General features: G+C 41.6%; 14 protein-coding genes. 5 read left to right on the top strand and 9 right to left on the bottom strand.

Features of this window, described 5'->3' with window-relative positions; genetic code table 11:
* Window position 1: 1 nt before the first annotated feature.
* Complete coding sequence (locus MWU78_RS18630) at window positions 2-1,174, bottom strand: 2-isopropylmalate synthase (protein ID WP_247000600.1); 1,173 nt, start codon at window positions 1,172-1,174, stop codon at window positions 2-4.
* A gap of 147 nt (window positions 1,175-1,321) precedes the next feature.
* Here MWU78_RS18630 and MWU78_RS18625 point away from each other — a divergent pair, with 147 nt between their 5' ends.
* Window positions 1,322-2,866, top strand: coding sequence for a hypothetical protein (locus MWU78_RS18625; protein ID WP_247000598.1), 1,545 nt, complete (start codon window positions 1,322-1,324; stop codon window positions 2,864-2,866).
* Window positions 2,867-2,875: 9 nt separating this feature from the next.
* Window positions 2,876-3,736 carry an EamA family transporter gene (locus MWU78_RS18620; RefSeq protein WP_247000596.1) on the top strand — a complete coding sequence of 287 codons (861 nt, stop codon included), beginning with the start codon at window positions 2,876-2,878 and terminating at the stop codon, window positions 3,734-3,736.
* 5 nt (window positions 3,737-3,741) lie between these two features.
* Here the strand turns inward: MWU78_RS18620 and MWU78_RS18615 are convergent, their stop codons facing one another.
* The 3 genes from MWU78_RS18615 to panB form a co-directional block, all read right to left on the bottom strand.
* Entirely contained in the window at window positions 3,742-4,266 is a 525-nt protein-coding gene (locus MWU78_RS18615) for a DUF4252 domain-containing protein (protein WP_247000594.1), read from the bottom strand.
* A 56-nt stretch (window positions 4,267-4,322) separates the two neighbouring features.
* Window positions 4,323-5,021, bottom strand: a complete 699-nt coding sequence (locus MWU78_RS18610) for an RNA pseudouridine synthase (RefSeq protein WP_247000592.1) — start codon at window positions 5,019-5,021, stop codon at window positions 4,323-4,325.
* An 84-nt stretch (window positions 5,022-5,105) separates the two neighbouring features.
* Window positions 5,106-5,924: a 3-methyl-2-oxobutanoate hydroxymethyltransferase gene (gene panB / locus MWU78_RS18605; protein ID WP_247000590.1), complete on the bottom strand. Its 819-nt coding sequence runs from the start codon at window positions 5,922-5,924 to the stop codon at window positions 5,106-5,108.
* A gap of 109 nt (window positions 5,925-6,033) precedes the next feature.
* On the opposite strand from panB, the gene MWU78_RS18600 reads away from it, so the two are divergent.
* The gene (locus MWU78_RS18600; RefSeq protein ID WP_247000588.1) at window positions 6,034-6,492 is read left to right on the top strand and encodes a nuclear transport factor 2 family protein; all 459 of its coding nucleotides are present in this window, start codon (window positions 6,034-6,036) and stop codon (window positions 6,490-6,492) included.
* 626 nt (window positions 6,493-7,118) lie between these two features.
* On the opposite strand, the gene MWU78_RS18595 is transcribed toward MWU78_RS18600, so the two are convergent.
* A complete protein-coding gene (locus MWU78_RS18595; protein WP_247000586.1) occupies window positions 7,119-7,277 on the bottom strand; it encodes a hypothetical protein in 159 nt (52 codons plus the stop codon).
* A gap of 75 nt (window positions 7,278-7,352) precedes the next feature.
* On the opposite strand from MWU78_RS18595, the gene MWU78_RS18590 reads away from it, so the two are divergent.
* Window positions 7,353-7,586 carry a hypothetical protein gene (locus MWU78_RS18590; protein ID WP_247000584.1) on the top strand — a complete coding sequence of 78 codons (234 nt, stop codon included), beginning with the start codon at window positions 7,353-7,355 and terminating at the stop codon, window positions 7,584-7,586.
* A gap of 31 nt (window positions 7,587-7,617) precedes the next feature.
* On the opposite strand, the gene MWU78_RS18585 is transcribed toward MWU78_RS18590, so the two are convergent.
* From MWU78_RS18585 to MWU78_RS18570, 4 genes are all read right to left on the bottom strand, one after another.
* Complete coding sequence (locus MWU78_RS18585; RefSeq protein ID WP_247000582.1) at window positions 7,618-9,747, bottom strand: two-component regulator propeller domain-containing protein; 2,130 nt, start codon at window positions 9,745-9,747, stop codon at window positions 7,618-7,620.
* A 10-nt stretch (window positions 9,748-9,757) separates the two neighbouring features.
* The gene (locus MWU78_RS18580) at window positions 9,758-11,131 is read right to left on the bottom strand and encodes a DUF3748 domain-containing protein (protein ID WP_247000580.1); all 1,374 of its coding nucleotides are present in this window, start codon (window positions 11,129-11,131) and stop codon (window positions 9,758-9,760) included.
* A gap of 40 nt (window positions 11,132-11,171) precedes the next feature.
* Entirely contained in the window at window positions 11,172-13,430 is a 2,259-nt protein-coding gene (locus tag MWU78_RS18575) for a hypothetical protein (protein ID WP_247000578.1), read from the bottom strand.
* A 925-nt stretch (window positions 13,431-14,355) separates the two neighbouring features.
* Window positions 14,356-15,780: an L-serine ammonia-lyase gene (locus tag MWU78_RS18570; protein WP_247000576.1), complete on the bottom strand. Its 1,425-nt coding sequence runs from the start codon at window positions 15,778-15,780 to the stop codon at window positions 14,356-14,358.
* A gap of 1,239 nt (window positions 15,781-17,019) precedes the next feature.
* Here MWU78_RS18570 and MWU78_RS18565 point away from each other — a divergent pair.
* On the top strand, window positions 17,020-18,226 hold a 1,207-nt coding region (locus tag MWU78_RS18565; protein WP_247000574.1), incomplete at its 3' end, for an IS110 family transposase.

Genomic DNA, 18,226 nt, shown 5'->3' with positions numbered 1-18,226 from the left:
TTTAAGCTAAGCTTTTTATTTTAATACCACTGGCAACAATAATATCGTGGATGTCCTCGTCAAAAATTTCTTTTTGTCTATCCGCAAATTTCAAAAATTCCTGATAAACCACATCTAGTTGAATCTTGGTAAGTTCGTACCCTACATTTTTTGCCCTATAGGCCAATGCCGCCCTACCACTTCTAGCGGTAAGAACAATGGAGGATTCGTTTACGCCTACATCTGCCGGGTCGATAATTTCATAAGTCTCCCTATTTTTTATTACCCCGTCCTGATGTATTCCCGAGCTATGGGCAAATGCATTGGCTCCCACAATAGCTTTATTGGGTTGCACGTATACGCCCATTTTTTGAGATACCATCTGACTGGTATCATATAACAATTTACTATTGATATTGGTATCCAGGTTAAGGGTAGGGTGTTGTCTTAAGATCATTACCACTTCCTCCAGGGCTGTGTTCCCGGCCCGTTCTCCAATACCATTGATGGTACATTCAATTTGCCTGGCACCATTTATTACACCGGCTATGGAGTTGGCGGTTGCTAATCCGAGGTCATTGTGACAATGACAGGATAAAATAGCTTTATGTATACCAGTTACGTTTTCCTTTAGGTATTTTATTTTGGCCCCGTATTCATCAGGCAGACAATAGCCTGTTGTATCCGGAATATTCAATACCGTTGCACCGGCCTTTATAACGGCCTCACATACTCTAGCCAAAAATTCGTTATCCGTTCTACCGGCATCCTCAGCGTAAAACTCCACATCCTCAACAAAGGATTTGGCATAACTTACGGCCTCAACTGCACGTTCTATGATGGCATCCTTATTGGAATTGAACTTGAATTTGATATGGGATTCCGAAGTACCGATACCTGTATGTATTCTTGGTCTTTTGGCATATTTTAACGCCTCTGCTGCAACTTCAATATCTTTTTTAACAGCACGTGTAAGACCACATACTGTTGCATTTTTTACAATTTTTGAAATCTCTTGTACAGAATTAAAATCTCCGGGACTAGAAATTGGAAAACCAGCTTCTATAATATCAACTCCCAAAATATCCAATCTTTCGGCGATAATTAATTTTTGGTCAGTATCCAATTTACATCCGGGTACTTGCTCTCCATCTCTAAGTGTTGTGTCAAAAATATGTACCTTTTCTTTGCTCATTATATTTACGTAATTTTATGTGCGCTATACGAATATAATACTAGTATGTTTTCTAGTCCAAATCGCAAAATGGCATTTACAACGTTAAATAACTTTTTGTAGTATATAAATCACTGATTATCAATCATTTAAACCTTTATTATTACGATGACAAATGCGCATAAAGATGCATTATTCGTTCTGGTTAAATCACTATCCAAGTCAGAGAAGCGACAATTTAAATTGTATGTTGGTCGCTTGGGGGTGAATACCGATGCCAAATTTCTTGCTCTTTTTAATTTAATGGACAAAATTAAGGTATATGATGAAAAATTAATACTGGAAAATGGTATTGTAAAGAAGGCACAGCTTTCCAACCTTAAGGCCCACCTATATAAACAAATTTTGGTGAGTCTAAGATTAAACCCCGTGAATCAAAACATTAGGGTGCAGATTCGGGAACAATTGGATTTTGCTACCATTCTTTATCAAAAGGGGCTGTATAAGCAAAGCCTTAAAATATTGGATAAGGCTAAGGCTACCGCTATTGAGAATGAAGAAAAGAATGTGGCCTATGAAATTGTGGAATTTGAGAAGTTGATCGAGACCCAGTATATTACCCGTAGTATTCCGGATAGGGCAGATGAACTGGCCGTACAGGCCAAACAACTTTCGGCACAAAACGTAATTACCAGTAAATTATCCAACCTAGCGCTACAGTTATATGGACAAATGCTTAAAATAGGATATGTACGGAGCGATGATGATATTAAAAGAGTTCAGAAATATTTTGAGAAGCACATGCCAAAGTACAAGATGGAAGACCTGGGCTTTAGGGAAAAGCTTTGGCTATACAAGGCACATCTTTGGTACAGTTTTCTGACCCAGGATTTTTTGTCCTGTTATAAGTATTCCAGTAAATGGGTAGATCTTTTTTATGAGAATAAGGAGATGATCTATCTAAACCCGGTATTCTTTTTAAAGGGAAACCATTATTTATTGGAATCCTTATTTTATGTAAAATATAGCTCCCAATTCAAGGAAACCTTGGAGAAATTGGAAAAAATTGTCAGCACTAAGGAATTCCCTGACAATGACAACATAGCCTCTTTAGCATTTCTGTATATCAATTTAAACAAACTAAACCTTCATTTCTTGGAGGGCAATTTTGAAAAGGGCCTTTATTTGGTCAAAATCGTAGAATACGGAATCAATAAACATAAGGACAGGATAGACCAGCATCATGTTATGGTGTTGTACTATAAGATTGCATGTCTATATTTTGGATATGGGGATAACAAAACCTGTATTCAGTATTTAAAAAGGATCATTAATAACAAGAACCTTAAAATGCGTGAAGACTTAATGTGCTTTGCCCGGGTTTTAAGTCTTATAGCCCATTATGAAGCCGGTATGGACTATCATTTGGAAGTGCAATTAAAAAGCACCTATAAGTTCTTACTAAAAATGAACGATCTACATGCCGTGCAAAAGGAAATGATCAAGTTTTTAAGACGTTTGGGCGATATCTTTCCACATGAGCTGCCCAATGAATTCCAGAAGTTGTATGATGAATTAAAAAAATACGAGAACCATCCCTATGAGAAGCGTGCCTTTTTATACTTGGATATTATCTCTTGGCTGGAAAGTCATTTGCAAAATAAACCTGTAGCACAGATTATAAAAGAAAAGGCCTTGTCCGTTACCCGATAAAATTTATTCTTGAAAAGTAAAAGCCTACACATTAACCATCTGCTGGAGATTAATCTGGCCATGTTATTTATTAGTACTTCCGGAGCTCTGGGGAGATATGTTCAATTACCGGTACCGGTGACTATAGCCAGTAGGGCGGGTTTGGCATTTTTGTTTTTGCTGCTCTACTGTAAATGGAAAAAAATATCGTTCCCTATTGCGAAAAGGGATAGGCCAATACTTTTTTTAGGTGGAATTCTTATGGGGGTACACTGGTTGACCTATTTTTATGCCCTGCAGCTTTCCAATGTCGCAATAGGTATGTTATCTATGTTTACCTATCCCATAATAACGGCATTATTGGAACCGTTGATCTTAAAAACGTCCTTCCAAAGAATTCACTTTGTCTTGGGGCTGTTGGTATTGGGCGGTATTTATTTGTTGGCACCAGATTTTGATACGGGCAATTCCCATATTATTGCTGTGGGTCTGGGTGTTTTTTCGGCACTGGCGTACGCTATCAGGAATATTATATTAAAGTCCAGGGCGGCCCATTACAATGGGTCCATGATGATGACCTACCAGACGGGCATAGTGGGATTTGTATTGGCCCCTGTTTTTTTAATTTATAATGTTGAGGCCATAAGTGATCAATGGCCGGCTCTGTTAACTTTGGCCTTGTTTACTACTGCCATTGGACACACCTTGTTCCTAAATTGTTTTAAACACTTTAGCATTACTACGGTGAGTATTTTAAGTAGTATACAACCTATATATGGTATTTTGATCGGTATAGTTTTTCTATCGGAAATTCCCAGCTGGACTACGGTAATGGGCGGAATACTAATTTTAAGTTCCGTAGTTATAGAGAGTGTGCGGTCTTACAAATAAATATACTAGTTATTTATAGAGGGGGTATTTGGATTATATTCCTTGACCAAGCTTTCGGTAAGTTTTTCAAACTCATTGTTTTTTGCCATCCCCCGTACCTTAACTGGGTCAAAATCACCATTGAAATACAGGAATGATCCAGTTTTGTTATTGTTGTTGAATATTAAAATTTCCTTGACCGAATTTTTTCGCTCCCTTATAGAAACCACGGAACGTTTTAAATCATCGTTTTTACGAAAAATCTCGATAAAGGAATTTCCGGTAATTCCGTTCATTTGCTTGTTCAGGAAATCGGCCTTTGCAGGAGTTTCTACAGGAAACTGCATATATCTTAAATCTTTGGTGTCTCCTATCAATGTATTTATTTCTGGGGAAATATTACTTAAAAGAGATATCATAAAATGGGGTACGCGGATGGCGGTAACCTGGTTGTCATTCTTATGGGCTTCGTAAAAGGTATCAATGGAATTGTAACTTCCACAGGAGACCAATATCATCATACTCAGAATAAATAGTGTTGTCTTGCCCATGGAAATATATTTTATGTTGGAATTAGGAACATGCCACTAGTAAAAGTAGTGAAAATTTACGTACATGCATCCCATACACTGTCCTCCGGAGGCGGGGCAATAATCTTTAGCATTTCTTTTTTTACGGGGTGAACAAAGGAAAGACTTCTTGCGTGCAAGTGGATACTTCCATCTTTATTGCTTCGGTCCGATCCATATTTTAAATCACCTTTAATGGAACACCCTATGGCAGCCAACTGTGCTCTTATTTGATGGTGCCTACCCGTTTTCAAGTCAATTTCCAATAAAAAATAACGATCCAGGCTCTTAATGACCTTATAGTCCAGAATGGCCTTTTTGCTATCAGGCACCTCATTTTTATGGCCGTAGGATTTGTTTTGTTTCGTATTGCGCTTTAACCAATGGATCAGGGTGCCATTTTCCTTTTCGGGCATTTTGTTGACCACGGCCCAGTAAGTTTTTTGGGCATCCTTCTCGGCAAATAATTTGTTGAGTCTAGGTAGTGCTTTTGAGGTTTTGGCAAAGACCACGATCCCTGTCGTTGGTCTGTCCAACCGATGCGCTACCCCCAAATATACGTTACCAGGTTTGTTGTGTTTTGTTTTAATATATTGTTTTACAACCTCGCTCAAGGGAGTGTCCCCAGTTTTATCCCCTTGTACAATATCGCCAGCCCTTTTGTTAACGGCTATAAGGTGATTGTCTTCGTATAGTACCTGAAGATTCTCTGGGGTAGAAATTATTTTTGTGGACACCTAGGTTGAATTAATTTTCTGGTTCAAAGGCCAAAATCCCTAAAGGAAATGGCATAAATTATAGGGAATACTAATAAAACAAGTTTAGTATTGCTCCTCATCACTTGGGAAGTCCCTTGTTTTTACGTCATCGACATATTGTGAAATGGCATTGCCCATCTCTTCATATAAGTTGAGGTACCTCCTTAGAAACCTTGGATTAAATTCTTGTGTAATTCCCAATAGGTCGTGTATTACCAATACTTGGCCGTCCACACCATTTCCTGCGCCAATACCTATGATCGGAATGGAGACGCTTTCTGCTACTTCCTTGGCCAATTTGGCGGGAATTTTTTCAAGAACAATGCTAAAACAGCCCATTTTCTCCAAAAGTTTGGCATCTGCAATAAGTTTATGTGCTTCTTCTTCCTCTTTAGCTCTAACAGTATAGGTGCCAAATTTATAAATGGATTGTGGTGTTAGGCCCAAATGTCCCATTACCGGTATGCCCGCATTTAAAATTCTCTTGACCGATTCCTTAATTTCCTGTCCACCTTCAACTTTTACGGCATGGGCACCACTTTCCTTCATTATTCGGATTGCTGATCGCAACGCCTCTTTAGGGTCGCTCTGATAACTTCCAAAGGGTATATCAACCACTACCAGGGCTCTATTTACTGCACGAATTACAGAAGAGGCATGGTAAATCATTTGATCTAAGGTAATAGGTAGAGTAGTTTCATGTCCGGCCATCACATTACTGGCAGAATCGCCCACTAATATTACATCTACGTTGGCAGCGTCGACAATTTTGGCCATAGAATAATCATAAGCCGTTAACATGGATATTTTCTCTCCGTTCTTTTTCATGTCAACGAGAGATTTTACGGTAACTCTTTTGTATTCTTTTTTGGCAGCGGACATTTATTTTGGTTTAGGTGGGATAAAAGTAATGATTTGTTCCAAAAATTAAAGTTGTTTCAACTTTTTGTTTTTTTTGATTATTTTTATTTGACTTCCATGTGCACTACAAATGAATAAAATTTGGTCATTCTTTTTGGTCTTTATGTTAGCCTCTGTTATGCAGGCTCAGAATGGGGGAGAGGTGTTGGTAAAAAACACGATTGATGCTTTTTTTGAAGCCTTTCATCAACAGGATTCAATGGCCATAAAAGAAACGGTTTCCAAGGATATTGTGATGCAGACCATTGGAAAAAATGCGCAGGGTACTGAGGAAGTGAAAACCGAAAATTTCGCTCATTTTCTTAAATCGATCGTGTCCATACCAGCCACGACAAAATTTGAAGAAAGAATCCTGAATTACAATATTCAAATTGATGGCTCCATGGCGAATGCATGGACGTCCTACGAATTTTGGGTGAATGATACCTTAAGCCATTGTGGTGTAAATTCCTTTCAACTCTTCAACCAACAGGGTAGCTGGAAAATTATTTATTTGATCGATACCAGAAGGAAAGAAGGCTGTGATTAATTGGGGTCATTGGTTTTCTATTGAGGAAATAAATTTGATCAAGGCTTCGGGCTGATCGGTTTGTATTACAAATATAATCTATTGTATTAGTGTTGAAAAGAGGGGGTCCGGGGGAGGACTTCAATAAGAATTTTGAATGAACGATAATAAAATAGCTCCTTCCCTTGGGCCTGTGCTGAGCGGAGTCGAAGCATAAGGGAAGGTGGATCCTTCGCTGGTAAGCGGAGGAGACAGAAGGGATTGCAAACCCGAGCCTAGGGGGAAGATTGGAGTTCATGGGAATAAAACACACCCCCTGCCTGCGGCAGGCAGGCTAGCCTCCCACCAAAATGCGGGGCAGGCCTTCCCAAAGGACCCCTCCCTAACCCTCCCCCAAGGGGAGGGAATTAGTTAGGTGCCAATATTATTTAATCTAAAAAGATTCCCCTCCTTGGGAGGGGGGTTAGCCTGCCATAGTTGGCAGGCAGGTTTGCCCTGAGGTAATTGACTTGGCCAAGTTCATATTTTTAGGAAATCTTTGAAAAAATAATTAGCGATTTTCCTGGGAAGAAAGGAATTTAATTAAAGCTTCAGGTTGATCAGTTTGTATCCCGTCTACCCCAAGCTTAAGTAGTTTTTGCCATTCTCTATGCCATTTTTTTAATTATTGGGATCAGGGCCTTGGGATCTGCTTCCTTTAGGTCCAGATATATCCCAATCTTGCCTTGGCATAAGACTAGGATTTCCTCCAAGGTTGGTATTTTGGTATTGCGCCATTTTTCGTCCACTTTTATTCCAATGTCCATGGTGCGCATTTGGGACAAGGTGTAGTCCTTTACCTTTCCTTTCTGTCACACAACATAGGCATCAATGGTGGCATTATGGACACTTACGAATTCACCATCCTTGGTGGTCCTTATATCGATTTCCACAAAATCGCATCCCAGGTCAATAGTTTACTGATAGGCGGCCAAAGAGTTTTCCGGAATCCCGCTATGGACACCTCTATAGGCTATAACAAAGGTGCTGCCATTCTGAGGGTAGCCATAACCATTACCCAGTGGAACAATGAACAATACTATTATAAATGGCCGATGCATTGTGTTATGCTTTAAATCGACACATCGCTATGACCAATATGGCTGTCTATGGTTCAATCAGCTTATGGTAGGCCGCCAAATAATAGGGTAGGAGATAAAAGGTTCCTTCGTGTTCCGCGTATCCATTACCTTCGTTATCGTGAAGAACAAAGGCATCCCTATCCAATCTTACGTGGCCCCTTTCGTCTATTGGGAGGGCATAAGTGTCATTGCCCCATCCCATATCTGTGGCTTGGCCCGGTGTAGGGTCTAATTGTATATCCAAACGGTGGGTGTTGTCCATATCATAGCCTATTAGATCCATGGGAATTCGTTGCAAGGTTTCCGTCATGTATCGGGTATCCAAACTACTTTTGTAATACCTGTCAATGGTAGCTTTTGCAAATAATGGATTTTCAATAAACAACTCTTCGGGCTTAAAAAAACCTTCATCCACTTTATGGGTAAAAAAACCGGCCATAGCACCGTAGAGTCCGTCCCAAAAGGCATTTTTCTGTTTGCTAATATGCAACCAGGCATTTTCCAGGGCAATACGGTACATAAGTAACCTTTCCGGATCCTGTTCGTAATTTATTAGGCCATAAAGACTCATTAGGCCTAGATTGTTGTCCCAAGGAACAGCATTTTCAGGCGGGAAAAATTCTTTGGCATGCATGGCGTAGATATCATAATTTTCCTCTTCACGCAGCTTTTCGGCCACCTCTTCATAAATGGGATCTCCGGTTACATGGGAGGCGACATTTAAAAAGGAAAGCATCATCATGGCATTTAATCCGCGTTGATCCCAGCCCCAAATAGAATTAAAATAGTCAGGATCAAAACTCCCCCAACGGGTTGGTTTTTTGTCATAATCCACCAATTTGAAACCGTGCCGAATAAGGTGATCGGTTATATCGGCGACTACTTGTTTAACGGCCTCTTTCTCTTCATTGGTCTTCGCAATTAAATCGTGGTATATGCCATAATAAAAATAATGTCCGGCCAGTTCATCCGAGCTGGTATCGCATTTCCATCTATAATTGCCATCATCACTTAGGGGGAAGCGGGGAAAAATATCTTTCCAAAAGGGGTCTTTTGCCTGATTTCGGCGATTGTATTCTCTATTGTATTGCTCATTTACCGGTTCATGCCAATCTACAGGGATGATTACCCTGGCAGGAAATCCGGGTTCATAGGTGATGTCTACCAACCATTTTAAGGCATAAAAGCTTCTATTGGCCAATTCGCGGGCCTCTGGGTCTTTGGTGAGTGTGTATCTAAATGCCTGGGCGGCCCCGTACATGGCAGTGTACTGTCCGTCATTGTCCGAGATGGCCAACTGACTGGTATTGATATTGAATTGTTCCGAAAGATGGTTTTGACAAATAAATCCCATCCTGTTGTGTCTGTCCTCTACCTGTTTTGTAAAATGGGTCGCTTTTTCGGCATAGGTCATTTCCATGGAAATAATTTGGGCAATGCCGTTCTTGGTAGCGATCCAAGCCGTGCCTTCCATATCCACGGCAATATCATTTACATAGTTATCCGGTAACCATCTGCGGTTAGATCTATAGAAAAAGTTATTGTTTTCTACCCTGAAGGCTCCATTTTCGGTGCCAAACCAGACTTTCCCATTTGGGCCGGAAGCCGCAGTTGTAAAATGATTGTAGGGAACTCCTTCTTTACCGGTAAACAGTTTCCAGTTCCCTTTGTCCAAGCGACCAATTCCTTCCTTGGAACCGAACCAAAGACGGTTATAGGAGTCTACCGTCAAGGCGGCGACCTCTTTCAAGGCCCAACTATAATTTTCGTCATAGGGGAGTTCCTGTTGCCATTTATTTTTTCCAGTTTTTACATAAAGTCCATTTTCACAACCTACATAGGTAGTATTGCCATAAGTTGCCCAGCTCAGGACCATGCCGGAATTTTCAGGTAGACCTTTAAAACTAGGAGGGGCTACAGATTTTGAAGCAATGTTATTGGAGGACCATGTGGCACCCTTCCATTCAAATTGTCCGGAAGAGGTTGTTGCCAATGGCGTATTATTAATTATTGATATGTGATCGATGTTTCCCTGGGGAAGCCCTTCGGCATTCCCATGGATAATAGCTATGTCTTGATAAAACTTGGTTTCCTGGGCATAAGACCCAACGGAAAAATGAAAGATAAAGAGTACTAGGAATAGTCTTGATTTCATGTTCGTTCGGTTAGAATTCCAGTACGAAAATCTGCATTGTAGGTTTTTCTCCATTACTGGAAACCATTCGGTTATAGGCTATTTTACGTCCATCGTGCGACCATACCGGGTTTTTAGGTGGATTTTGCGTCGGTTTGGTCAAGACAGTATTTTTTCCGTCTTCAATATTCAACCCCACCAACGAATTTTGCCAAATATAGACCAAGCGATGCTCTTTGGGATGCCAGCGTACCCCACCCTGAACATCCGAATCATGAAAAGTGCGTTGTATGGGTTCGCCGCCCCATGGGGAGATGGTGAATATCTGTTTAATGTTGTTGTCATCTTGAGCCAAATAGGCTAGCATGCTTCCTCCATAAGAGGAACGGACAATGCCCTCACACCCTGGATATTTGTTATTGACCGTGTAGGTTAGTCTGCGTTGTTGGGTTCCTTTTGGAGGGGCCGGCATGGTGGTTTCTGTTCCTTTCAAAGCACCGTCTCCAGGAATGGTGATATCTTCCGGGATATCCACGATATAAACTTCATCTACCTGCTCTCCTTCTTTGTTGGTGGTTGTCCCAATAAAGGCCCTTGCCCTTTGGGTACCGCCATCGGTTTTCAGGTAACCGGAATGTCCCACCCAACTATCTCCGGCCGCTTTACTAATATCATCGGAGCCAGGTTTTGGGTCTGGCACTACTTTTACTACGAGGACGCTGAACCATTTTCCGGAAAAATTTTCGCCGTCTGGAGATTCGGCAACAGTTACCGGTTGATTATTTTTGGATACCCCTATGGTTCTTAGATTATGTGTTACACCAGTAGAGTCTTCCAACTTCTTCATAATGGCATCATTGTAGGTAAAGCCTATCCATTGTCCGTCGCCACTATATTCATGACGGTGGGTTCCTCCTCTAAGGGCTCCTACGGTGAAAGGGGATGAGATGTCCCTGGCATCCATAAAAATAGGCTCTCCGGGTTTGTCATCCTTTATGATTACTCCGGTTCTACGCCATTGTTCGTAGGGTTTCTCTTCGGAACAATTCAATAGTCCATGTATAAATACGACCTCATTATTGGTGTGGCTATAACTTACAGCGCCAACTCCCGGACCAAAGGCCTGGTTCTGTTCCAGGTGATATAGAACCACTTTTTCGCCGGTTTTTATATGTATCTTTTCTATTTTGCCATTGCCGCCAATGCCACCTTCCTCAGTTCGGGTATCATAGACCAGCCATTCATCATCTGGAGAAAAGTTGTCATTGCTGTCCAGATCATGGTTATAGGTTAGGTCTTGTGTTATTTGTTTTTCCATTTTATAATTATCTTGACCACAGGCACTAAATAGTATGGGAGTCATGAAGAGAAGGAGCATTGGTTTACTTTCTAAATTAAATTTCATGAGATTTTTTTGGGTGTCCATACCATTTTACTTGTTTCTATTATTTATAATTTTCAATTTGAGGAGCGCTTATAACCCCTAAATATCGTCCCATCCAATAGGGCAATAGCCAGATATCGCCGGCAGAAAACTCTTCGGAACCGTCTTTTGCGGAGTTTCTGTCCAATCTAAACATATTGGCATTATGGCGTTGAACCGGTCTTTCGTCCGGTGGTAGCACTTCGTTAAGGGTCTGCTCCCTAAAATTAGGTTCCAGGAAGGTGACATCTTTTCTATGGCTGTTCATAATGTTCCAGGATACCATATCCATGGGGTGTTCCCTTAGGTACCAGGCCGCCTCTTCCAAATCGAATTCCTGGGTTCCGGTAAGGGCGGTCATAATATTCCATGCCCCTTCTTTTTCTGGCCTTTCAATTTCCCAATGATCAATAATAGCGTCTTTGAATTTTGTTTTTAGGGTGTCGTTAAAGGCATATTTGTAAAGGCCCCAGTACCCTACAAAGTACATTTCATCATCGGAATGGTTCCAGGATTCGGACAGCATCTTGCTCCAATCATCGGCATCATCCGGAGCTTTGGCCACATCTTTCATAGGCCACATCAGGTTGTCCAAATAACCGTGATTATCCATTAGATCAAAGGCTTTTTCCTTGTATTTTTCCTTGCCGGTAAAATGATATGCCGTTTGCAACATGCCTATAATATTGGAAGCATTTATTTTTCTGTCGCCTACCATCTTTGGTCGGGCATTTACGTATTCTGGATTCCATCGGCCCCATGTGGTAGGTTTCCCATCAAAATCTACCATATACAGATCATTTCTTACAATATGGCTCATAAGGGTGTCGATTAGAACAATGGCGCGATCCTTAAGATCGTTGTCCATGAGTTCGGCCATAGCACCATAGGCAAAAATGTGCCCAATGGCCTCATCACTACTGGTGGTAGATTTCCAATCCCATTCGGGGTCATTGGAATGTTGCCATCTTTCCGGGTCATGCAAGCGCTCTTTATAACCACTTCGTTCAAAGGACCTGGAAGGAAAGCCCGGTACTGGATTAATACTGAACAATCTCTCCATGGCATCCATAGATTCCCTACAGTTCTGAAGGGCATCTTCCGATTTGGTCACTGCGTAACGGAAAACTTCTCCAGCTAGGTACATAGTAGTCCATAGTCCATCGTTATCGGAATCTGAAAGTCGACCTGTATCAAAATTGCCATTGTCCATATCCACCAGGGTTGCATTAAAACCAAGTCGGATATGTCTGTTGCGCACTTGTTTTTCATAGTATTGAGCCTTGTCGAACAAGGTCATTTCCTCATATACTATTTGTCCCAGTCCGGCATCGGTCAGTACTAGGATAGAACCATCTGTACCTTTGGATATATGTTTTACGTTATTACTTGGCAACCAGCGTTTTCCGTAGTAGTAATTAAATTTACCGTCTTTCTTTAGCATAAATGCCCCTTTCGTGGATCCGAACCAAAGTTGGCCATCTAGTACATCAACATAGGTAATTTCTGTCCATGGCAATTTTATTTTCTTTTCTCCAATTTGTTTTCCTGTAGTGGCATCCACTTCCAAATAACCATCCAAAGTGGTAAGTATCAATTTATTTTCCAATAGGGCAAAGGAGGTAAAACTACCGTTTTGGAAAACCGTTTTCTGGGTTTGATCTTTTGGATTGAAGGAAGCAATGGATTTTTCGCCCAATATCCAAAAGGTGTTGCTTTTAGAATCGAATTTAATGGCTTTGGCCTTGTCCTTTGCATTTGAAAAGGAACCCTTCCAACTCGTCTTGTTTTTGGAAACATATTGAAGCGTTTCACCGTCACTGATCAAAAAATCGAAATCGGTCCCGGCGGCAAAAATATTTGCCTTTGGCAATTCGTGCTTCAGGTAAAGACTACCGGCCCAGGCATTGCTGAGTACCGCTTTATCATCCAGGTATACAAATTGATCTTTATATATGGTGATTGCCGAAATATTCTTATCGGTAAGCGGACGGTAGGTCTTATCCTGTAAAAGGACTCCAGGATATAGGAATTGTCCGTCGTGGGTACGTAATATGCCCTCCGATGAAGCCACTTGGATAACCTCGTTGCGGTCCATGAATATCTGGGACAACATAAGTTTGTCCTCTTGTTTGTTGTATTTAATGCTATAATCCTGCAAGTAGGGCACGTCCTTATAAACAGGCAGCGATGCTGTTTTTGTTTCACCATTAGGGGCATCTGAACAAGATATGGTTACCAAGAGAACGGTCCATATTAAATTTCGAAAACTTTTTCTCATGTAATTAATTATTATTGTTGCAATAGATAGACAGTCGCTAAATATTATCATTAATAAGTATTCCTTCAAAGAGGTACTACAGCCCTCTACAAATAAACTTTATTTGAGGGGATGGAACCTCCTATATTTTACATGATTTACATTATATATTGCCTTTAATATTCATTTCTAAAATATTTTTAAATTAAAGTGTTAGAATAATTGAAATTTTGGAAATGTCTGACTATTGAAATTGATAAAAAATTGTTTATTGATGAAGTAGGTGTTCGGGAAGTAAACATCTTTTAAGAGCCATCCCGATAGTTATCGGGAGGCAAGAGGCAAGAGCCAAGAGAAATGAATAAAGAGAAAAGAGAAAAGATAAATGGAATAATGTGGAAATGGGTTAATGTGGAAATGTAACAAAAGGTTAATGTACCAATGTACCAATGCAAAAATGTAGCAGTGGAATAATTTGAAAGTTGGTTAATTTGAAAAGTTGGTAACGAATCAATGTGGAAATGGGTTAATGTGGAAATGAACCAATGACGGAATAGCCATCCGGTAGTTATCGGGAGCCAAGAGAAAAGAGAAAAGATAAATGTAATAATGTGGAAATGGGTTAATGTGGAAATATAACAATGAGGTAATGAATTGATTTGAAAATGAGTTGATTTGGAAATTTACTAATGGGTTATTGTGCCAAAAAGTTTTTTTAAGTAAAAATTTCGGATCCTTCCCTTGAGTGACCCCACCCTAGCCCTCCCCCAAGGGGAGGGAATTTGTTAGGATGTGTTAATATATTTTTGTGCAAGATTTATTCCCCCTCCTTGGGAGGGGGTTAGGCGGAGGACTTTTAGTCACTTCGACAAAGTCCCTTTTCGGGACTCCCGATAGTTACCTTAAACCTTGAACATTATTATTGTTAATTGTTAAAACCTGCTGACTAACAATCACTGAGGTACACACCAACGGCAAGTCCACCTTCGGAGGTTTCTTTATACTTGCTACTCATATCCTTTGCGGTTTCCCACATGGTGTTCACCACCTTGTCCAACGGAACTTTTGCATTGGCGGGGTCGGAGTCCAACGCCAATTCTGCGGCATTGATGGCTTTTATGGCGCCCATACAATTGCGTTCTATACACGGAATTTGTACCAATCCGCCAATGGGGTCGCATGTAAGGCCTAAATGATGCTCCATGGCAATTTCTGCTGCCATAAGCACTTGTTCAGGGGTACCGCCCATTAGTTCTGTTAGGGCTGCGGCCGCCATGGCAGAGGAAACCCCAATTTCGGCCTGACAACCGCCCATGGCTGCGGAAATGGTAGCGCCCTTTTTAAAAATGCTGCCTATTTCACCTGCAACTAAGAGAAATTGTTTTATGTGCTCAAAGGTGGCCTCATGGTTTTCAATGACCATATAGTACATAAGGACCGCGGGGATTACCCCTGCACTGCCATTGGTAGGGGCGGTGACCACTCTTCCCAAGGAGGCGTTCACCTCATTTACACTCAGGGCAAAACAGCTTACCCATTTGAGGATGGAACGGAATTTAACTTCGGTCTGTCTTATGGTATGCAGCCATTCCTGTGGCGTGGAATAGGGGAGGTCCCCTTTTAGTTTTAGGTGGGTATCGTAGGCCCTTCTTCGTACGTTTAGTCCGCCTGGAAGGTTACCTTCTGTATGGCAACCAATGTACATACACTCCAACATGGTGTCCCAAATATGGTGTAGGCCCTCATCTATTTCCGCATCGGATCGCAGGGAGCGTTCATTTTCCAGCACCAATTGAGAAATGGATTTATTTTCTTTTCTGCAGGCGTCCAATAGATCTACTCCTTTTTCCACGGGAAAGGGGAAGGATTTGAAAACTTCCAGTTTTTTTTTGGAATTTTTGAGTTCTTCTTTGACTACAAAGCCCCCACCAATGGAATAATAGGTTTCCTTTATTGATTTGCCGTTGGAAAGACTGGCCGTAAAAGTGAGTCCATTGGCATGAAAAGGTAAAAACTCTCTTTTGAATATAATATCCAATTTGGGGTCGAAGGCAATTTCCAAGGAGTTGTTCAAAGGCAGCTTCTTATTTTCTTGGATACCTATTATAATACCGCTTATATTTTCAATAGGAATGGTGACAGGGTCGGCCCCAGTGAGGCCCAGCATAATGGCCAAGTCGGTGGCGTGACCTTTCCCTGTTAAGGAGAGGGAACCATAGACTTCTATTTGGATACGGGTAACGGAAGGGAAAACTTTCTTTTCCAATAGTTCCCCAATAAAACGTTCTGCGGCCCGCCATGGTCCCAAAGTATGGGAGCTGGATGGACCGACACCGATTTTAAGCATATCGAAAACACTAATGCATTCCATTTGGATATGTGTTTTTTGTTGTTTAAGCCAGTAAATATAGGATTATCCATTGGGATATGGATTAATTTGAAAATGAGTTAATTTGATAATTTGAAAATGTACCAATGACGGAATAGCCATCCCGATAGTTATCGGGAGCCATGAGCCATGAGAATAGAGAGGTTAATTTGAAAATGAGTTGATTTGATAATTTGAAGATGGGTTAATGAGGAAATTGGTTAATGTGGAAATGTACCAATGACGGAATAGCCATCCCGATAGTTATCGGGAGCCATGAGCCATGAGAATAGAGAGGTTAATTTGAAAATGAGTTGATTTGATAATTTGATAATAGATCAATGTGGAAATGGGTTAATGTAACAATGAATTAATTGGAAAATGTACCAATGGGTTGATGGGGTAGATTTTGGAAAAATTCGTCATTGCGAGGTTACGAAGCAATCTCCACATGGAATGAACAGGTTGCCACACTACGTTCGCAATGACGTCAGTTAATAAAGTTGAAGACACAAACTATTGGCTTCCGATAACTATCGGGATGGCTAATGGCTTTTGCCTATAGACTGTCTACTGAAAACTGTTCACAATTAACTATGAGGTCTCGACTGCGGGTTAAAGGGATGGGCTTACAATGACGAGAGTAAGGGCTCCTTCCCTTGGGCCTGTGCTGAGCGGAGTCGAAGCATAAGGGAAGGTGGATTCTCCGCCGGCAGCGGAGGAGACGGAAGGGATAGAAAGACCTGGCCTTGGGAGGGGACTATAGATTGGGTATGGGTTTAAGGTTCGGGATTTCAATCTCCCCTTTCTTTCCCCGCCCAAATGCGGGGTAATTCATTCCCCTCTTCGTTCCAAGAGGGGAGCCTTATGTTGGTGAACTACAAAGGAGTTCTCGGGATGCGCCTGCCTGCGGAAGGCAGGCCTACCTGCCGGTAGGCAGGCTCGAACGGACAACGGTGATGCCATGAGCCTAGATACTAGAACCAAGATTCTAGACTCTATCGTCAGTTCGAGACCCAAGAAATTTTATTTTTCAAGCGGTAATAATGACGTAAATTAGATTGTAATCTACCGAATTGCAAAATAATCGTAGTCGGAATAGTGTTATTTACCTGTGTTCGAGCATGATTTTCAAAAATTTGGAAAGCGAATCTGGTACTCAATTTCTATAATTGATGTCCGTATGGTAGTCTTGCAAGCTTGTTTTTTTTGAAGGCAATTTGGTTTTATAATCATATAGCTATGAAAAAGATCAGAACCCATGCTGCAGGTATCGACATTGGGGCAAAAAAAGTGTATGTGAGTATCGGGGACCTGCCTGTAAAAAGCTTCGATACCTTTACCCAGGACCTGGAGGCTCTGGGCGTTTATCTGGTGGCCCATGGCATAGAAACGGTGGCCATGGAGGCTACGGGCGTCTATTGGGTCATTTTGTACGATATACTGGTCTCCCAAGGTCTGGATGTTTGGCTGGTCGACGGAGCGGGTACCAAACAGGTACCCGGCAGAAAGACCGACGTAAAGGATTGCCAATGGATACAGCAATTACATAGTTATGGGCTGCTGAACAAATGTTTCGTGCCCGATATCCGGGTACAGGAACTGCGCGCCTATCAACGCCTTCGCGAGGACCACATCCGTAGTGGTGCGATGCACATCAGCCATATGCAAAAGGCATTGATACTGATGAATATCCGGCTGAAGGAAGTAATAAGCCAGATCCACGGGACAAGTGGGATGCGGATTGTCCGCGCTATCCTATCAGGCGAAAGGAATGCCGAAAAACTGGCATTGCTATGTGATCAAAGGATACTCAAAACAAAAAAGGAATGGGTCATAAGATCATTAAAGGGGCATTATTCGGAAGCCGCATTGTTCGAACTGGGCCAAGCTGTGGCCTGTTATGATTTCTATGGGGAACAAATTGCCATGTGCGACATAAAGCTGGAAGAGGCGTTGAAGAAGATGAACCTGGACGGTACACCGAAGCCAAGGTCCAATGGTGCAAGAAAGGCAATCCGTCACAATAGACCGGATATAGAGAATATGGGAGGACACTTGTTGGGAATCTTTGAGGGAAAGGATGCTACCGTCCTGCCCGGAATTACGGATTATAACTGGATGCAACTGCTGTCGGAGGTGGGCACCGATCTTGGGAAATGGAAATCGGAAAAACATTTCACCTCTTGGTTGGGACTTGCCCCAAAACAACACAATTCGGGAAAAATGAAACGCAACTACAAACCCAAGGGAGCCCCAAGGGCAGGTCTGATCTTCAAACAGGCAGCAGTAGGCCTGCTCAACAGCAAGCACATTGCATTGGGCGCTTTCGGTAGAAAGATACGGGCCAAAAAGGGAGGATTGGTGGCCATAAAGGCAGTGGCCAGGAAATTGGCCGAACTGTACTGGAAATTGTTTGTAAAAGGACTGGAGTATGTAGAGAATGGAA

Source organism: Arenibacter sp. F26102 (assembly GCF_023015865.1).
Taxonomy (GTDB): domain Bacteria; phylum Bacteroidota; class Bacteroidia; order Flavobacteriales; family Flavobacteriaceae; genus Arenibacter.
The sequence above is the reverse complement of the archived record's forward strand: the minus strand, read 5'-3'. Positions and strand labels throughout refer to the sequence as shown.

Coding starts and splice junctions, on each gene's coding strand:
- MWU78_RS18630 (WP_247000600.1), bottom strand. CDS start 1,174: ATGAGCAAAGAAAAGGTACATATTTTTGACACAACACTTAGAGATGGA.
- MWU78_RS18625 (WP_247000598.1), top strand. CDS start 1,322: ATGACAAATGCGCATAAAGATGCATTATTCGTTCTGGTTAAATCACTA.
- MWU78_RS18615 (WP_247000594.1), bottom strand. CDS start 4,266: ATGGGCAAGACAACACTATTTATTCTGAGTATGATGATATTGGTCTCC.
- panB (WP_247000590.1), bottom strand. CDS start 5,924: ATGTCCGCTGCCAAAAAAGAATACAAAAGAGTTACCGTAAAATCTCTC.
- MWU78_RS18600 (WP_247000588.1), top strand. CDS start 6,034: ATGAATAAAATTTGGTCATTCTTTTTGGTCTTTATGTTAGCCTCTGTT.
- MWU78_RS18595 (WP_247000586.1), bottom strand. CDS start 7,277: ATGGACATTGGAATAAAAGTGGACGAAAAATGGCGCAATACCAAAATA.
- MWU78_RS18590 (WP_247000584.1), top strand. CDS start 7,353: ATGGACACTTACGAATTCACCATCCTTGGTGGTCCTTATATCGATTTC.
- MWU78_RS18585 (WP_247000582.1), bottom strand. CDS start 9,747: ATGAAATCAAGACTATTCCTAGTACTCTTTATCTTTCATTTTTCCGTT.
- MWU78_RS18580 (WP_247000580.1), bottom strand. CDS start 11,131: ATGAAATTTAATTTAGAAAGTAAACCAATGCTCCTTCTCTTCATGACT.
- MWU78_RS18575 (WP_247000578.1), bottom strand. CDS start 13,430: ATGAGAAAAAGTTTTCGAAATTTAATATGGACCGTTCTCTTGGTAACC.
- MWU78_RS18570 (WP_247000576.1), bottom strand. CDS start 15,780: ATGGAATGCATTAGTGTTTTCGATATGCTTAAAATCGGTGTCGGTCCA.